This is a genomic window from Paenibacillus sp. BAC0078, assembly GCF_054483875.1.
Genome location: NZ_JBTLRW010000001.1, coordinates 394241 through 410892, shown reverse-complemented (window position 1 = coordinate 410892; position 16652 = coordinate 394241). Strand labels below are relative to the sequence as shown.

Below are 16652 nucleotides of genomic sequence, written 5' to 3'. Positions count from 1 at the left end.
AAATATGTTCTCATTTACAATTTCTCTGCGACTGAAGCATATTTTTTTCGTTTAAAAGTTAAAGCGTTTTAACTTTCGTAATCGCAGAGACGTTGTAGATTCTCTGGAGGAGGTGATTGGGTCAGCCTGCATTGCCGATGTTCGAAATGGATTCCATTACCCAGCATTATGCTTCCGAGGCGAGTTTTGCACAAAGCTGATTTATGAAGCCTATGTCTACAAAACTTTGAGGAGTGAATCATTATGAAAAAGCAAGGGAAGCTTGTATTGCAATGGAAGAGTTTCGTATTGTTATGTCTGGCTATCTTCATTCTTCCTGCCGGCTCCGCGTTTGCAGCAGTGAATAAGCCGTTTCCGCAGCATACAACTTATACCAGCGGAACGATCAAGCCGAGCAATGTAACCCAAACCGCAATGGATAATGCAGTGAAGACGAAATGGGATGCTTGGAAAACGGCGTATCTCAAACCGGCCGGAACCGGCAAATATTATGTCAAATATAATTCAGCCGGGGAAACGGTGTCTGAAGCGCACGGCTACGGAATGCTGTTCACAGTTCTGATGGCCGGTTACGACAGCAACGCGCAGACGTATTACAACGGTCTTTATAATTACTATACCGCGCACCCAAGCTCTATCGATCCGTATTTGATGTCCTGGAAACAGAACAGCAGCTTTCAGAACATTGAAGGCGAGGATTCCGCGACGGATGGAGATATGGATATCGCCTTTTCACTGCTTCTTGCCGACAAGCAGTGGGGAAGCAGCGGCACAATCAACTATCTGCAGGCAGCCCAAAATATCATCAATGCGATTATGGATAACGAGATTAATCAGAGCCAGTGGACCATCCGTCTTGGGGATTGGGCGAACAGCGGAGCTTATAATACGGCTACCCGTCCTTCGGACTTCATGCTGAATCATCTGAAGGCCTTCCAGGCGGCAACAGGAGATGCCCGCTGGCAGAATGTGACGGACAAGACCTACACCATTATCAACAGCCTCTATACCGGATATAGCTCCAGCACAGGACTTCTGCCGGATTTTGTTGTGTACTCGGGAGGCGCCTACAAGCCTGCTGCAGCCAATTTCCTTGAGGATGCCAACGACGGAAACTACAACTATAACTCCTGCCGTACCCCTTGGCGGATCACCACCGATTATTTGCTCACAGGCGATAACCGTGCGCTGGCTCAGCTAAATCAGATGAACAGTTGGATCAAAACCAAGGTCAGCAGTACTCCAGGCAACATAAAAGACGGCTACAAACTGAACGGCACGACATTCGGAAGCTATAACAGCGGCGCTTTTTATGCTCCATTTGGTGTAAGTGCAATGACCTCCTCGGCCAACCAGGCCTGGCTGAACTCCGTGTGGAGCCATACGTCAGGCAGTGCGGCAGAAGACTATTACGAAGACAGCATCAAGCTATTCTCTATGATAGTGATGTCCGGCAACTGGTGGACCTACTAAGGTCCGCAATATACGTGTCCCAAGCCCATCCGCGCGGATGGGCTTTTTTGTAAGCTTGTTTTTGGAAATTATGTTTGTTGCTGTATAGCTGTTCATATGGGCGGAATGCGTTTTCTTACCTGTGATATTTATCATGTTTTATGTGACAAATTTAACATCTTAAATTTTTATTTTATTGCTAAATAATAAGGTGACATTTTATCCACGTCTAACTTGGGAAACGAATTATACACATAAAATTCACATTTTCCTGTTTTTATGGCAGATTTCCTTCTATTATAGTAACGCGGTGCTGTCGCATATAAAGAAATCAATTGAAATCTATAAATAATTGTGATTCCCCAAGTGTGGAAAATGCAAGATTTGTCACTTCCCGACCAGCAAAATCAAGTTACAATCGTTGAAAAAGTCATAAGGATGTTATCTATTCGACACTTAGAAAGGGGTTATGTCGGTGGTACAATTACCAATTGTTAACGAACTTGGATTCTTTGAGATTCGTCTGGAGTCCATTGGAGGCTTGGGGGCGAACCTGGCTGGTAAAATGCTCGCGGAAGCAGGTGTGGTTGGTGCAGGGCTGAATGGTGTCAGCTTCTCGTCTTACGGCTCAGAGAAAAAGGGGTCTGCCGTTAAGGCCCATATCCGTTTCTGCGATTTGGACACGCATATCCGTGATACGTCGCCGGTTGAACGTCCGCATGTTGTAGGAGTATTCCATGAGGCGCTGGCCAAGACCGTTAACGTCACAAGCGGTATTCATGAGCACAGTACGGTTTTAGTGAATTCGGCCAAGACGCCGGAGGAGCTGAAAGAGCTGCTCAAGATGAAGGCTGGAACCATTGCCGTAATCGACGCGACAAGCATTGCCCTGAAGGAGAAGAATCGGGTTAACATGGCGATGCTCGGCGCGTTGTTCCGGCTCTGTCCATTCCTTGATACCGATACGATGAAGGGTGTTATTGAGAAATCTCTCGGCAAAAAATATCCTCAAGCAGTTCAGTCGGCGATTACAACGTTTGACCGCGGCTACAATGAAGTGAAATTCATGCAATTCGAGCTGGCCGCAGGCGACAGCATGCCTGAATATGTCCGCTCCGACATTGGTCTCTTGGGATATGACACCCAGCCTATGGGCGGCACGATTACCAATCCCGGCGGCACTTTCTTGAAGAACCTGAGCATTTCCCGCTCCGGAATGATTCCGGCGTTCGATATCGAAGCGTGCATTAACTGCGCGCAATGCGACACCGCATGTCCTGATCAGTGTTTTGTATGGGAGGAGCGTCTGGACCGCAAGGGCCGTTCGCAAATGTTCCTGCTGGGCATTGACTATCAATATTGCAAAGGCTGTCTAAAATGTGTGGAGGCATGCCCTACCTCGGCGCTGTCAAGCCAGCGTGAGACGGAAGGCTATGCGGACGGCCACACGGTGCATCACCAGTTTGATCTAATCTCACAGCTCTAATATTCGGAAGAAAGGTGGATGAATAATGGCTATTGACTATGAAAAAGAAGTAGGCTCCGCCAAAGTGGAGCAGAAATTCCTATATGAATCCGGCAATGAAATGGCTGCTTATGCCGCCCATCAGATCAATTATCATGTCATGGGTTATTTCCCGATCTCGCCATCGACGGAAGTTGCCCAGTTCCTGGATACCATGAAAGCCAGCGGACAGCATGATATCATGCTGGTTCCTTCCGACGGCGAGCACAGCTCCGCAGGTATCTGTTATGGAGCCTCGACAGCGGGCGGACGCGTATTTAATGCCACAAGCGCACAAGGCTATATGTTTATGCTGGAGCAATTGCCTGTACAAGCAGGTACGCGTATGCCTATGGTCATGAACCTGGTCTGCCGTTCGATCTCAGGGCCTTTGAACATTCATGGTGATCACTCCGATTTGTATTTTGCGCTCAATACCGGCTGGCCAATTCTGATGTGTCGTGATCCGCAGTCTGTTTACGACATGAATCTGATGGCACTTAAGCTGGCAGAACATGCAAAGGTACGTCTTCCGGTTATGGTTGCATCCGACGGTTATTTCACCTCCCACCAGAAGCGCCGTGTACAGACTTTTGTCCATCGTGAGGATGTGCATAAGTTCGTAGGCGAGCAGCCGCCGGTTGGCTTCACAGACACGCTGGACCGCAACAATCCGGTTACCGTGGGTCCTTACATGAATGAGCCTGATTATATCAACAACCGCTACCAGCAGTCGGTCGCAATGTATAATGCCGGAGAAGTATTCGAAGAGATCGCCCAGGAATTCGCAGAACTGACCGGCCGCCACTATCCGATGATTGAGCAGTACCGGATGGAGGATGCCGACGTTGCCGTCTTCCTGATGAACTCCGCTTCCGAGATCATTAAGGATGTTGTTGACCAGCTTCGTCTGCAAGGAGTCAAAGCCGGAGCCATATCTCCGAACATGATCCGTCCATTCCCGCAGAAGCAAATCGCTGAAGCGCTGAAGAATGTTAAGGCTATTACCGTTGGCGACCGTGCAGATTCCGTTGGCGGACACGGTGGTAATATGGTTAATGAGATCAAAGCAGCGCTGTTCACATATGGCAACACTACTACGAAGGTAATCAGCCGTATCTATGGACTTGGCGGCAAGGATTTCTATGCCGAAGACGGTCATCATTTCTTCCAGCTCGCTATGGATGCTGTTGTTGCAGACCGGGTTGAAGTTCCGTTCGATTATTACGGCCACAATCCTGGCGCACCAGAGAATGCGCCGAAACGTCTGCTGAAGCCGATGAATTTCGAAGCGCTCAAGACCGGCCTGATTACTGTGAAGCAAGACGAAGAGACCGGCAAGCTGAGTGTGAAGGTACCGCCGGTCCGCAGCCTGATGAAGAAACCGAGACGCTTGTCTCCAGGGCATGGCGCATGTCCGGGCTGCGGAATATTCTCTGGTCTGGAGCTTTTCTTCAAAGGGATTGAAGGCGATATTGTTGCGCTTTACCATACCGGCTGTGCGATGGTAACGACTACAGGTTATCCTTATTCGGCGCATAAATCGACGTTCATCCATAACCTTTTCCAGAACGGTGCAGCTACGCTGTCAGGTGTCGTGGAAATGTTCTGGGAGCGCAAACGCCGGGGTGAGCTGGACGGGCTTGGTCTGAAGGAAGACTTCACCTTTGTAATGGTTACTGGCGACGGCGGTATGGATATCGGCATGGGTCCGGCGATCGGTGCTGCGCTGCGCGGCCACAAAATGATTATTGTTGAGTACGATAACGAAGGATACATGAATACTGGTGCACAGCAATCTTATTCCACACCGCTTGGCCACCGTACTTCAACATCCAGCATTGGCAAAACGCAGCAAGGTAAGTTGACCCAGCATAAGGATACTGCGCAAATTATGGCGGCGACGAACATTCCTTATGTGTTCACAGGCTGTGAAGCTTACCCGCAGGATCTGCTGAAGAAAGCGGCCAAAGCACAGTGGTATGCCCAGAACGAAGGTCTGGTCTACGGCAAGATTCTCATCGCTTGCCCGCTCAACTGGATGTCTGAGGACAAGGATGGTACGAACATCGTATCGCTGGCCGTAGAATCCTGTTTCTTCCCGCTCTATGAAGTAGAACAGGGGATCACGAATATTACGTACAATCCGGAAGACAAGGACAAACGCGTTGAGGTTTCCGCCTGGCTGAAAACGATGGGCAAAACCCGCCATCTGCTTAAGACGGAGAACGAGCCGGCTCTGCATGCCTTCGAGAACGAGGTTCAGCGCCGCTGGAGCCGTCTCAAGGCTAAACACGAGCACCCGGATTTGTAGGACTTATAGCATTTTTCGCATTATATGAAGAAAGATATGAGCCTGGCAGAGTACATCTGCCAGGCTCATTCTATAGGGATGTAAGTGGGGATTGTTTTGCAATACAATTCTGCAGATATTGCCGCAAACATTTGCCAAAATACTTTTATAAAGTATTATAATAAATGAGGTGAAAGCAAATGAAGAATATCGGCGGCAATGCCCTCGTAATTAAAGAAGTGAATATCAACCTGGTTCGGCGTATTCTGAAGGAACGCAAACAAGCAGCTACCAAAAGGCAAATTGCCGAGGCGACGGGTCTCAGCATTGTCACGGCTGGCACGGTGCTGGAGATTTTGGTTCAGCAGAATGAGGTGCTCGAGGCGGGGCTGGTTTCATCCAGCGGCGGCAGACCGGCCCAGCAGTACATATATAATGATGAGCATGCTTTGGCGTTAATCCTGTTCCCCTTCGAAGAACGGGGCGGGATCAGTATTCGCAGTACGGTGGTTACACTCTTTGGACGCTGTTTGCATGAAGCGAATACGCCGGTGCCGAAGGTGGATTTAACCAGCTTTGAAGAGATTATTGATAAGCGGCTTAAGCAGTATCCCTCTATTCAGGCTATTGGATTTGGATTACCCGGTTCCGAAGCCGACGGCAGACTGGTGGTGTCAGATTATGATGCTCTCCGCGGCGTTCCGGTGGCAGAGCATTTCAGGAAGCGGTATCAGAAGCGGATTATCATCGAAAATGATGTCAATGCCGCTGCGGTCGGTTATAACAGTAGAGGGGAAGCAGAAGGAGAAGCATGCGCTGTATATTTATACTTTCCTGACCGTTTTCCGCCTGGGGCCGGGGTTATTATCGATGGCAAGCTCCATAAAGGCGGGAAGGGCTTTGCGGGGGAAGTAACCTTTATTCCTCTGGGCATTCCCTGGGCCAGTGGTGAATGGAAGTCTTCACCAGCCGGTCTGGTGGAGGCGATTGCCAGGCTGACAGTGGCGGTTACCAGTGTGCTGAACCCGGATGCAGTTGTCCTGTACGGAAGCTTCCTGCAGGAGGGGCATCTTAAGGAGATTGCGGAACAATGTGCGGACGTGCTGCCACCGGGTGCGGTTCCTGAGCTGCTGCTTAGCAGCGATTTTGCCGCTGATTATTTAACAGGCATGATTGTGTTAACCCTGCAGACGCTAGAGCCTGATCTACACTTAACCAAATCTGCGGAATAGATGGGGGATAAATGCAGTGATGAAAATACGAAATGAAGAGGTGTCTATATGATCAAGACGGTCGATTGGCAGGCTGGAATTTGGACTCATGAACCGGTCTCCACGGAAGTTCAAGACGGGATATTCGTTGTGGAAGCGGTGAAGGGCAGTGATTATTGGGAAAAAACGATGTACGGCTTCCAGCATGACAACGGTCACGCGCTGTTGGCTTCGTGGGAGGATAGTGAGGCGGTTGAAATCAGCTTTTCATTGCAGGGCTTTACCGGGCTGTATGATCAAGCGGGAATCATGCTGTGGCACAGCCCCACGGTGTGGATAAAAGCCGGTATTGAGCTGAATGACGGTGTGCCGCATATTGGCGCCGTTGTGACGGACATGTATTCCGACTGGTCGCTGTCACCTGTGTCTGAATGGGACGGCGAGGTGGTAACAATCCGTGCATCACGTTTGAACGATGCGGTTGTGATCCGTGCCCGGACAGCAAACCATCCTTGGCGCACGATTCGGGTGGCCCGTTTTCCGTATGAGACCGGTAAGCAAGCAGGTCCTTTTATCTGCGCTCCTACCAGAGCAGGGCTGCAGGTGAGCTTCACACGTTGGGTGAAGACGGCTCCCGATACGGACATTCATACAGATCCTCCGGGAGAGTGAATAGTTTCGCTTTGCAAAATCCCGGCCTGGTATGGGGGAGAACGGACCGCAGAGACGACAACTGCGAGAACCGAGCTTTATAGCAAAGCCAACACTTCACTGGTCTACACCTCAATGGGCAAAGAGAAGGGAAAGTATTCAAAAAAGGTGAAAAATCTGTTCTCAGGACTGCTGGAACGGCTGGAGTCACGGTAACGTTTTCTGGGGAAGGGAATACAGCTCGCTGAATGTCTCAAGTAAAGCTTCAATTGGTGGATCACCCTAATGCACGACAGTCCCAAGCCGGTTAGCTTGGGACTGTTTGTTTTCTAGAATAAAGTCCAATTGCCTTTCATCCGGGCATGCTTTTCAGCACGGCAGAGCAGATAACGCGTGCAGAAGGCAAGCATGATGCTGCCTGCAAGGAGAGTGAACAGCGACCACCACCAGCCTGGGCCGATGCTGCCATATAAAGCTCCGCGCACCAGGATCAGGCTGTAGGTCACCGGGAACAGCGCAGACAGCCCGGTTGCCCAGACCGGGAAGACGGCAGGGGGGATGCGCACACCGCCGAACAGCTCCATCGGAGTCTGAAAAATATAATACAAAAACGAGGACTCCCGGGAAAACAGAGATACCGCGCATAGCAGTGCTCCCCAAATGACCGCCGAGACCATGATCAGCAGCAAAGCCGGGATCAGGGCGGCCCAATTTACGGTGGAGGCATCGGAGACGAAGACAAAGGTCAACAGTGAAAAGACGGCAAACATCCAGATTCCATGAAACAGGGAATACAGCGAGCGCCCGTAGAGAAAAGCTATTTTGGATGAAGGTGTCAGAAAGACGGCCTCCACCGTGCCAGCCTTGCGTTCCAGCTCGAATTGCCAGGCTGCCTCAACGACGGTCCAGAAGAGCTGAAACACCAGATAGCCGCTCAGTAAGAACAAGGGAATGCGCTCATCGGGAATGATCCGCGAGAGCACGGAGCCGGCCCCGCTGCGGTAAGGCTTCATGGTGAAGTAGGAGGTCAGGAAGCTGAGTGCAGGCCAAAGCAGCAGCGAGAAGAACACCACTTTACCTTTGGAGCGGTTACGGTGCTGCTTGGAGATTTCAGCTAGAAGGGCATGCCATACACCGCCGGGACTCATGATGCCCTTCCTTCTGAGAGCCGGATAATGGCATCCTCCAGGTTCGGCTTATCGCAGGTGAAGCCATTAATACTGAGCCCATGTTGAGTGGCCCAGGGAAGTAGCTCTGTAATCAGTCTGTCGGCAGAGGTTGACTGTACTGAGATCCGGTAAGACTCGCCCGCTTGGAGCGCGACAATACCGGCACCTCCGTCCATGCCGCTGACTACTAGTTCTGCCCTGTGTCCCAGCCGTGCGAGATGCTCCTCTAGCTGCGGGCGCAGGGTTTCCTTCCAGCCGCTGACCTCCAGATGGGCAGTCTGAAGGCCGGCGACCTGCCGGACTATCGCTTCCGGCTTGTCGCACAGCAGCAACCGGCCGCGGTTCAGCACGTAGACCCGGTCGCATAATTCTTCGACCTCCTGCAGATAATGGCTGGTCAGCAGGATGCCTTTGCCCTGCTCTTTGGCCAGACTCAGCACGGTGCTGCGAAGCTGTCTGGCAATCGGCGCATCCAGGCCAAGCGTCGGCTCATCCAGAAATAAATAGTGCGGATCGTTGATCAGGCCGCGGGCAATTTGCAGGCGCTGCTTCATTCCTTTGGAATATTGCTCCACTGGCTGGTCTGCCGCTTCGGTGAGTCCCACTTCGCTTAGCAGCCGTGCGCTTTCCTTGCGAAGTGCTTCCGCGCCAAGCCCATATAGGCTGCCAAAATACTGCAGATTCTCCCGGCCTGTGAGCCGCCAGTACAGCATGCGTTCGCCCCCAGCGATCATATTGATTTTTTGCTGCACAGCACGCCGGTTGTCCGCCATCGGTATGCCGTCGATCTCGATGCTCCCTGAAGTGGGGTCAAGCAGAGTGGACAGCATGCGGATAGTTGTGGTTTTACCGGCTCCGTTCAGACCCAGCAGACCTACAATCTCTCCTTTTGCAATGTTAAGCGTGAGTGATTGGACGGCGGTAACGGTTTTGAGCTCTGAACGGAACAGTCCGAGCCTGTTTTTAGATTCGTAAATTTTGGTGACCTCATTCATTTCAATCATAAGCTTTCATTCCTTTCATCTCTAGAACCGCTCAAATAATCTTCGCTCCACAAGCCGCGTGCAGCCTATTCCAACCGCTATGTATATCAGAGACAGCAGCAGGGCAGGGACAATATCGGGCAGCGAGATTGCTTCCCCTGTTAACAGCGCACCCCGCAGGAGCTGCAGCGAGGAGGTTAGCGGGAATATTTCGCCTACCGTCTGCAGCCATTCGGGTAAATACTGTCTGGGGAACTGAAAACCGCATAGCAGCGTGGTCACCGCAAATAACGTATTCTGGACAATGTACGTATCTCTTGTGTACAGCATGATGCTCCCCAGCACCAGCGCCATAGCGTAGCAGGAAAGAATGAACAGTAGGCCGCCTATAGCAGCTGACAGCAGGTTGGGTGTGGACAGGCGCATTCCGGCAAGCATCCCGAATAGAGTTACGGCGAGCAGCACCATTCCACTGCGGTAAAACTGCTGGAGAGCTGTGCCCAGAAAATATCCGTTCCGGCTGGAGGGAGAGAGCAGCAGCGCTTCCAGCGTGCCTTCCCGCCATTCGGTGATGAGCGCCCGGGATACATTCATCATCATGCTGACGCTGAACACATTCAGCGCACCGCCAATGATGGCATAAGCCAGATAATTGCTGCTTCCGGTATATAAGGCGAATCTGCCATCCAGATCCCCTTGGATGAGATAGACATAGGAGAAATAGGAGACAAGGACCAGATACCCGCCTTCAATAATATGACCAAGGGTAAAAGCCCAGGGAAACGCCCGGAGATTCGCTCTCTGGTTCCTGGCTGCGGTCGCAAAAACAGTTTGCCACACGGCGGACAACTCCTTTTTTCAAAATTCTTTAGCCTTCAGACTTCATTGCTCAAGATACTGCCGCTGTAGAACAATCAGACTGTCAAAGACCTCCTTCTGGCTGGTGTAGAACAAGTAATTCCCTTTGCGCTCGGCGCTTGTCAGTCCGGCTTCGCTCAGCAGCTTGAGCTGCTTGGATACCGCAGCCTCCGAAATGCCCAGGATGGGGGCGAGCTGCTTCGTGCAGTGCGGGCCTTGCCAGAGCAGCTTGAGAATGCGCAAGCGTGTAGCGTCGCCAAGGGCTTTGAACTGCCGCAGCAGATCCTCCGGTGGAGCCTCGCTGAAGGGTAGGCCAGGAATATCCACGGCGAGCGGCAGCAGCAGACTGTCCGCGGTCCAATCAATCAGCAGATGCGGAAAAATGAAGGTAGAAGGAAGCACATACACATGCCGCAAATCTTCGTAGGCAAAATAGTACGTTTCCGCCTTCTGCGCAGTAAATTTCCCTTCGGAGGCCCGAAGCCGGGGATGGAGGGTATTTAGCGTTTTTTCCGCAGAACGGGAGACCTGATCTTGAAATTGTGCAGCAGCCGTGTTGATCCATGGCATCACATAATCCCATTCCTTACGGAAATAATTCTGTTCATACGTCTCCAGGGTAGTGATCAGTTGCTTGCGGATGGATACCAGATGCTTCAGCAGATACGCACTGGCTTCATCCGGCCCAGAGTCAGGCTGGAACCTTCCTCTCCCATACGCTTGCTGCCATTCCAGTATGGTGCCCAGTGAAACCTTATTTTTCAGTAATAGATGAATGAGTTCGGCATCGGGTAATCCTTTTAGCAGACTGATCCCTTCGGTACTGGTAAGCGGGTTGCCGCTATGGCCGGGAAGCATGAGTCCTAACCAGTGGTCTGTCAAACGGCCCAGATTACATATGTCTTCCAGCAAAGAAGCTGGCATTGCAGCTCTGATCTCTCTGGCCCATTCCAAGCGTTTCGGGTGATGCTCCGGCTGATAGAGGACATGCAGGCTGCACAGCAGCTCATGATAGGGACTGACTACCGTTTTAACGATTCTATGCAATTGTTCGAGTGAGCTCATCTCGTTCCTTTCCGATTAACCATTTGGTTAATCAAAAATCACTTTCGCGAAAAGTGTTCAATAGTATAAATAGAACGTCTCCGGTTGTCAATGAAATCTAATGTTCACAGCAAAAAAAGGCGAAAGCACCAATAGCGCAGCATTCTTCGCACGTTTGGTTCTTTCGCCTTTAACAGTTCTTATGCAGCTCCGCAGTTTAGGAGCGTTTATAAATCTCGCGCATGACATGCCGCAGCTCGGGATTGATCAGCCGCTCCATAGCGAGCTTGACCGCACCCGTGGAACCGGGCATGGAGAATACCGCCGTGCTGCCGATGGTGCCGGCAATCGCCCGGCTCAGGATCGCTGCGGAGCCGATGTCCTCAGTGAAGCTAAGCAGCCGGAAGATCTCTCCGAAGCCTGGGAGTGTTTTGTCCAGCAGGGAGGCCACCGCCTCATATGTGGTATCACGGGGAGAGATTCCCGTTCCTCCGGTCAGAAGTACAGCTTCAATGCCGGAATGAACGGCGTTTTTATAGACCAGCTCGCGGATAGCTTCATAATCGTCCTTGACGATGGCACTTCCAGCAACCTCATAACCGGCTTCTTCAAGCATGGTTCTAACCAGCGCGCCTCCAGTATCGGTTTCCGGTGTACGGGTGTCCGAGACTGTAATGATATAACAGGCCACACTTTGCGGGGCTTCGCGACGGTGTTCTTCTACAGATGACAAGCGGACCAACTCCTTCATCATTGAATATCTCCTTCATGATAGGCGATGGCATCAGCAAAGACAAGCCAGGAAGGGGAAGCTGAGGCAGACTGCGGAATGCGGCCGAAGCCTTGCACCCGAACTGGTACTTGTAGTACACTCGCTACCATAACGGAATTTTGTGCAGGGAGAGATGAAGCATGGAACAGGCTTTGCCGGTTTATATATTGTCAGGATTTCTCGGGAGCGGCAAAACAACATTGCTGCAGCGCCTTTTGGACCACTGGAAAACCCAAGGGCTCAGACCGGCGGTAGTGATGAATGAGCTTGGTGAGGTGAACCTGGACGGTCTGCTGGTCGAGCAGTCGGTACCGATGGCCGAAATGCTCGGCGGCTGCATCTGCTGCTCTATCCGCGGTGATCTCAGCACGGAGCTGGCCACACTGGTTAAAAAGGAGTCACCGGATGTTGTTGTCATTGAGGCGACCGGAGCGGCGAACCCGCTGGAGATTGTTGATGCGGTGACTGAAACCTCGCTGTATCAGCGGATTGAGCTGAAGGGGCTGATCACCGTCGTTGACGCCGCCCACCTTCTGGAGCTGTACCGCTCACAGCAGGGAGCGACCTACAGGCTGATGCAGGAGCAGATCCGCTGCGCGTCGGTATTGATTCTGAACAAGACCGACAGAGTGAGCGCGGAGGAAGCCGAAGAAATCAAGGTGATTCTGCGCAAATGGAACGCATATGCGGAGATTCTGCCTGCGGTGCGCTGTGAGCTTGAACCGTCGGAGCTGCTTGATGGTCTGGGAGGCGTACATACCGAAGCCCGCTCGGAGGCTGAGGCATTCCATGAGGATGATGAGCAGGAGGGTACCGGACCTTCAGCGCATATAGCACATGATCATGTTATGGCGTATACCCACTATTTCAAGCGTCCGGTGAACAGCGAGGAATTTGAGCAATTCGTCAAGGAGCTGCCGCGGGATATCTACCGGGCTAAAGGAATTGTCACCTTCAGTGACACCTCCAGTCGATTCCTGTTCCAATACGCATACCGGGAAGCAGATTTTATGAAAATCACTCCTCAGGGCGAGGTGCCGGATGTGGCTGTATTTATCGGCGAACACTTTTCATCCCGTGAACTGCGCAGCAGTCTGCTGCGCCTGGAGGGACGGCTCCTGGCCCGCCCAGCGGCGGTCAAAAGAAGCCTATAGCAAATATCGAATTTCCAAGACCAGAATTCCACAGTCCTTATTGCTGCGGAATTCTTTTTTTGTGCCTGCTCTAATCAATCTGTCAGGTTTAAAAGGAGATCGGGATCGCTTTGGCGAAATAAGTATAATGATCAAACTGAACCCTCCATTAATCGAACTTATCCGGGCAACCAAGCTGTATGCAGGCCGTCCGGTTCTTAGTGAAATTTCTTTGATTGTTATGCCAGGAACGGCCACGGCCCTTATCGGACGCAATGGCTCCGGCAAAAGCACGCTGCTCTCCATCCTCGCCGGATTAATTGGGCTTTCCTCAGGAACAGCAGTGCGCAGCGAGCGGAGACTTACGGTTGGATATGCCCCTGAAGCTTTTCCGGGGCTGAAATTTTCGGCTGAGCAATATTTACTGAGTATGGGCAGACTTTGCGGCCTCCCATCTTCTGAAGTGAAAGTGCGGATGACAGCATTGCTGCAAGCTTTTCATCTGACAGAGTTTCGCAGCCAGTCCATGTCCGGCTTTTCCAAGGGGATGCTGCAGAAGGTGAACCTGATTCAAAGCCTGCTGACACGTCCGCAACTGCTTCTGCTGGATGAACCGTTATCAGGCCTTGATCTTCCGGCACAGCATACACTGATCAACCTGCTGCTTGAGCTGAAACGGAACGGGACCGCGCTGGTGTTCTCCGTACATGAGCCGCAGATGGTTGAAGCATTGGCTGACAGCGTACATGTGCTGCAGGCTGGACGGACCGTTAAGACCATTCAAGGCCGCGAGAACCTGCGGATGACTCCCGCAACATACATAGTGTACAAAGGTGTGTCCGATGAAGGGAGTGTGGCCATCTCATGCCTGCCCGGAATAATCTCCATACAGAGCGGGATTAATCACGCTGCAGAAGAATGTACAGGTGTGACAGTTAGCACATCTGCTTCGGATGAGTGTCTCCGTCTTATTCTTGGTGCAGGTGGTTCAGTTGTTTCAGTCGAACCCCGCGGCGGTTCAAGTGTGGGTGGACTGGAGCAATGGATGGACCCCAAGGCCGCAGAGGGGGCAACTATTATATGAGATCGTTGACCGCATATATGCTGCGCAGCTATACTGTTTCACAGCGTTACTTTGGACCGATTGCCTTCATAATTATTGCTGATCTGATCCTGTACTCCTACAAACCCAATCCTGTGATGAATAGCTACGCAGCTACGGCTGTTATTCTTTTTATAGGTGCCGCCTGGATGGGATTAAGCTTTCTGAATCATGAATTGCCTGTGCAGAAGCAGGTTGCCATCGTTCAATTGGGCAGCAAGCGCAAGTATAGTCTCGGGAGCATACTGGTTTTAGGTTTTCTTGTTTTGCTGCTGGACCTTTTCATTGTGGGGTATCCAGTGCTGCTGGGCTATTTTGATGAACCGGCAGGAGTGTACCGGATTATGCTGGCTTTTGCAGGACATGCGCTGCTCGGCTTTCTCGGTGCTGCAATTTCCTTGTACCTTCAGGCTTCATGGGTGTCCAGGAACAGCTATGCCGCCGGAATATTGCTTGCGGTACTCATTCTCTCCGTCGGCGCGAACAAACTGAGTCTTCTGATTCCGGGTCCGTTTGTTCGTGTGCTGCTGCCGCCGGTTGCCCCCGTCATGAATGCCTTGATGAATGCGGACAAGCTGCCCGCTTCAGCTCTGCTCGGTTCATTCGCCAATGCCTTAGCGTACATAGCGGTGCTTATAGGATTTTATCTGTATCAATCCGGCCGCAAGGATGTTAACAAAAGCTTTTAGAGAGGAACATAAAAAATAAATATATCAGTTGAACTAAAGAATATACAAAAGGGCAGAAGTGACGGAGGGGAAGTTACGACCAGACCCCAATATAAAAATCTATAGTTCAACTTATATAGATATAGGAACGGGAGGAAAGATGAAGGATACACACATACCGGAGAGTGAACAATCCAAAGAGCTATTTGCTTATTTCGGACTGGCAGTTTACTATTGTCAGGCTTTGGAGCAGCAATTGACCAACCTGCTGCTGCTTACGAAGCTGTCTCAGGGAGAAACGCCAACGGAAGCGGATCTTGCGGAACTGTATCAGCGCAAGCTTAGCAATTCACTCGGCCAGCTCATCAAAGAAATCCAGCATCATTTTCCCTTTTCGGAAGAGGAAACCAACCAACTGCAGGCGGTATGGAAGCAGCGCAACCATATTGTCCACGACTATTTTAAGGAGCGAATTCAGGAGACCTTCACGCCGGCCGGCAGAGCGCAGATGATCCGTGAGCTGAAGCGTTTCAAGAACAAAGCCCGCAGACTTGAGGTTAAGCTGCAGGGCTATTGTACCGAGATGTACAGCAAGTTGGGACTTGAAGAAGAAAAGCTAATGTGAAAAATGCGCTAGCGCCCTCTATCCTGGGGGTATCATTTTCAATAGTCAAAAAGGCAAAACCGGAGTTCATCCGGGGTTGCCTTTTTTTCTGTGTATATTACAAAATTCTCGACAATTTACGGTACTCGCGAGGCGGGATACCTTCAAGGCGGCGGAAGATGCGGCTGAAATAATGGATATCGGGATAACCTGCCGCTTCGCCAACCTGCTCGATGGACAACTCAGTTTCTCTCAGCAGCCGTCTGGCTTCCCGGTGCCGGATGGTCTGAACGAACTCACCCGGCGGCTTGCCGGCAATTTGCCTGAACAGCTTGGCAGTATGGTCGATGCTCATATGCAGCTTCTCAGAGATATTCTTGTTGGTCCATGAGGCCCCGGGTGATGCTTCGATTAGGCTGATGATCTCGGCGATTTTACTGCTGTGCTCCGAGTGAGATGAGGTCAGGGCCGAGGCGGGAGAACGCAGAAGGTAAGCCAGAATATTCAGCAGTAAAGCTCTGCAGACCAGCTCATAGCCCGTCAGACGCATCGTAAATTCGTCCACCAACTGCTCCATCAATTGTATACATGGGAGCGGCGGTGTATAGATCGGACTCACGGATAAAGGCGTCATACTCTCAGCACAGGCTTCCACAGCAAACTTGGTGCTCTGAACCGCCGATTCATTGACTACCATATCCGCATCAGTCTGAATATCCAATTCACCGAAGTAATCAAAATGGATACCCAGGAAGCGGGTAAAAGGTGCCGCGAGCGCTTCGTTCTGGTGTAACACACCTGAAGGAAGCAGGATAAGCTGCCCTGCCTCCAGTATATGCCGCTGCCCAAGCATGGTTGTGGCTGCCGCGCCTTGGCATACATAGAGCAGCTCGAAATCGTATAGTCTGCGTTCCGGGAGCGCGCCGGGAGGCAGCTGCTGAAACTGCGCATAATGGACGCTAGGGGCCCACTCCTTGAAAGTCGCGGTTCTCCGTTGTGGATAGCTTATCGCTGGTTTGTCCAAATGGCTTCCTCCTGTTCTGAAATATGCAATGGGAATTGAACGGAATTGTCCAACTAATCACTTGTTTTACTAAATAAAAACAATCGGAAATTCTTTATTATATATGTATTATCATATCAAATTCTTAACGACACAGAAGAACGGAATTAGCTAAAAATTGACTAGAGATCAAAGGAGGGACCTG

The 16652-nt window shown here is 51.2% G+C and carries 15 protein-coding genes; 9 read left to right on the top strand and 6 right to left on the bottom strand.

Annotation, left to right across the window (positions count from 1 at the left end; genetic code table 11):
* The first annotated feature begins 243 nt into the window (after positions 1-243).
* From ACX1DY_RS01860 to ACX1DY_RS01840, 5 genes are all read left to right on the top strand, one after another.
* Positions 244-1473, top strand: coding sequence for a glycosyl hydrolase family 8 (locus ACX1DY_RS01860; RefSeq protein WP_458962493.1), 1230 nt, complete (start codon positions 244-246; stop codon positions 1471-1473).
* Positions 1474-1927: 454 nt separating this feature from the next.
* Complete coding sequence (locus ACX1DY_RS01855) at positions 1928-2938, top strand: 2-oxoacid:acceptor oxidoreductase family protein (protein WP_458962492.1); 1011 nt, start codon at positions 1928-1930, stop codon at positions 2936-2938.
* A 25-nt stretch (positions 2939-2963) separates the two neighbouring features.
* Positions 2964-5270 carry a thiamine pyrophosphate-dependent enzyme gene (locus tag ACX1DY_RS01850; protein ID WP_458962491.1) on the top strand — a complete coding sequence of 769 codons (2307 nt, stop codon included), beginning with the start codon at positions 2964-2966 and terminating at the stop codon, positions 5268-5270.
* 179 nt (positions 5271-5449) lie between these two features.
* Complete coding sequence (locus ACX1DY_RS01845) at positions 5450-6481, top strand: ROK family transcriptional regulator (protein ID WP_458962490.1); 1032 nt, start codon at positions 5450-5452, stop codon at positions 6479-6481.
* A gap of 48 nt (positions 6482-6529) precedes the next feature.
* Complete coding sequence (locus ACX1DY_RS01840) at positions 6530-7132, top strand: DUF1349 domain-containing protein (RefSeq protein ID WP_458962489.1); 603 nt, start codon at positions 6530-6532, stop codon at positions 7130-7132.
* 308 nt (positions 7133-7440) lie between these two features.
* On the opposite strand, the gene ACX1DY_RS01835 is transcribed toward ACX1DY_RS01840, so the two are convergent.
* From ACX1DY_RS01835 to ACX1DY_RS01815, 5 genes are all read right to left on the bottom strand, one after another.
* Positions 7441-8259 carry an ABC transporter permease gene (locus ACX1DY_RS01835; RefSeq protein ID WP_458962488.1) on the bottom strand — a complete coding sequence of 273 codons (819 nt, stop codon included), beginning with the start codon at positions 8257-8259 and terminating at the stop codon, positions 7441-7443.
* On the bottom strand, positions 8256-9284 hold the full coding sequence (locus ACX1DY_RS01830; protein WP_458962487.1) for an ABC transporter ATP-binding protein: 1029 nt from the start codon (positions 9282-9284) through the stop codon (positions 8256-8258). The genes ACX1DY_RS01835 and ACX1DY_RS01830 overlap by 4 nt, the downstream gene beginning before the upstream one ends.
* Positions 9285-9305: 21 nt before the next feature.
* Entirely contained in the window at positions 9306-10103 is a 798-nt protein-coding gene (locus tag ACX1DY_RS01825) for an ABC transporter permease (RefSeq protein WP_458962486.1), read from the bottom strand.
* Between the two features lie 42 nt (positions 10104-10145).
* Complete coding sequence (locus tag ACX1DY_RS01820; protein ID WP_458962485.1) at positions 10146-11186, bottom strand: ArsR/SmtB family transcription factor; 1041 nt, start codon at positions 11184-11186, stop codon at positions 10146-10148.
* Between the two features lie 196 nt (positions 11187-11382).
* Positions 11383-11916 (bottom strand): MogA/MoaB family molybdenum cofactor biosynthesis protein, encoded by a 534-nt coding sequence (locus ACX1DY_RS01815; RefSeq protein ID WP_458962816.1) that lies wholly within the window; start codon positions 11914-11916, stop codon positions 11383-11385.
* A gap of 161 nt (positions 11917-12077) precedes the next feature.
* Between ACX1DY_RS01815 and ACX1DY_RS01810 the strand changes: the two genes are divergently transcribed.
* The 4 genes from ACX1DY_RS01810 (at position 12078) to ACX1DY_RS01795 (ending at position 15465) form a co-directional block, all read left to right on the top strand.
* Positions 12078-13091, top strand: coding sequence for a CobW family GTP-binding protein (locus ACX1DY_RS01810; RefSeq protein WP_458962484.1), 1014 nt, complete (start codon positions 12078-12080; stop codon positions 13089-13091).
* A 127-nt stretch (positions 13092-13218) separates the two neighbouring features.
* Positions 13219-14154 carry an ATP-binding cassette domain-containing protein gene (locus ACX1DY_RS01805; protein WP_458962483.1) on the top strand — a complete coding sequence of 312 codons (936 nt, stop codon included), beginning with the start codon at positions 13219-13221 and terminating at the stop codon, positions 14152-14154.
* A complete protein-coding gene (locus ACX1DY_RS01800) occupies positions 14151-14861 on the top strand; it encodes a hypothetical protein (protein WP_458962482.1) in 711 nt (236 codons plus the stop codon). Before ACX1DY_RS01805 ends, ACX1DY_RS01800 begins: the two co-directional genes overlap by 4 nt.
* A gap of 139 nt (positions 14862-15000) precedes the next feature.
* The gene (locus tag ACX1DY_RS01795; RefSeq protein WP_019910630.1) at positions 15001-15465 is read left to right on the top strand and encodes a hypothetical protein; all 465 of its coding nucleotides are present in this window, start codon (positions 15001-15003) and stop codon (positions 15463-15465) included.
* A 97-nt stretch (positions 15466-15562) separates the two neighbouring features.
* On the opposite strand, the gene ACX1DY_RS01790 is transcribed toward ACX1DY_RS01795, so the two are convergent.
* Positions 15563-16468 carry a helix-turn-helix domain-containing protein gene (locus ACX1DY_RS01790; protein ID WP_458962481.1) on the bottom strand — a complete coding sequence of 302 codons (906 nt, stop codon included), beginning with the start codon at positions 16466-16468 and terminating at the stop codon, positions 15563-15565.
* Between the last annotated feature and the right edge of the window lie 184 nt (positions 16469-16652).

Excerpts from the sequence above, each read along its gene's own strand:
- ACX1DY_RS01800 (WP_458962482.1), top strand. The coding sequence starts at position 14,151 with ATGAGATCGTTGACCGCATATATGCTGCGCAGCTATACTGTTTCACAG.
- ACX1DY_RS01830 (WP_458962487.1), bottom strand. The coding sequence starts at position 9,284 with ATGATTGAAATGAATGAGGTCACCAAAATTTACGAATCTAAAAACAGG.
- ACX1DY_RS01795 (WP_019910630.1), top strand. The coding sequence starts at position 15,001 with ATGAAGGATACACACATACCGGAGAGTGAACAATCCAAAGAGCTATTT.
- ACX1DY_RS01835 (WP_458962488.1), bottom strand. The coding sequence starts at position 8,259 with ATGAGTCCCGGCGGTGTATGGCATGCCCTTCTAGCTGAAATCTCCAAG.
- ACX1DY_RS01810 (WP_458962484.1), top strand. The coding sequence starts at position 12,078 with ATGGAACAGGCTTTGCCGGTTTATATATTGTCAGGATTTCTCGGGAGC.
- ACX1DY_RS01860 (WP_458962493.1), top strand. The coding sequence starts at position 244 with ATGAAAAAGCAAGGGAAGCTTGTATTGCAATGGAAGAGTTTCGTATTG.
- ACX1DY_RS01820 (WP_458962485.1), bottom strand. The coding sequence starts at position 11,186 with ATGAGCTCACTCGAACAATTGCATAGAATCGTTAAAACGGTAGTCAGT.
- ACX1DY_RS01840 (WP_458962489.1), top strand. The coding sequence starts at position 6,530 with ATGATCAAGACGGTCGATTGGCAGGCTGGAATTTGGACTCATGAACCG.
- ACX1DY_RS01815 (WP_458962816.1), bottom strand. The coding sequence starts at position 11,916 with ATGAAGGAGTTGGTCCGCTTGTCATCTGTAGAAGAACACCGTCGCGAA.
- ACX1DY_RS01805 (WP_458962483.1), top strand. The coding sequence starts at position 13,219 with ATGATCAAACTGAACCCTCCATTAATCGAACTTATCCGGGCAACCAAG.
- ACX1DY_RS01845 (WP_458962490.1), top strand. The coding sequence starts at position 5,450 with ATGAAGAATATCGGCGGCAATGCCCTCGTAATTAAAGAAGTGAATATC.
- ACX1DY_RS01850 (WP_458962491.1), top strand. The coding sequence starts at position 2,964 with ATGGCTATTGACTATGAAAAAGAAGTAGGCTCCGCCAAAGTGGAGCAG.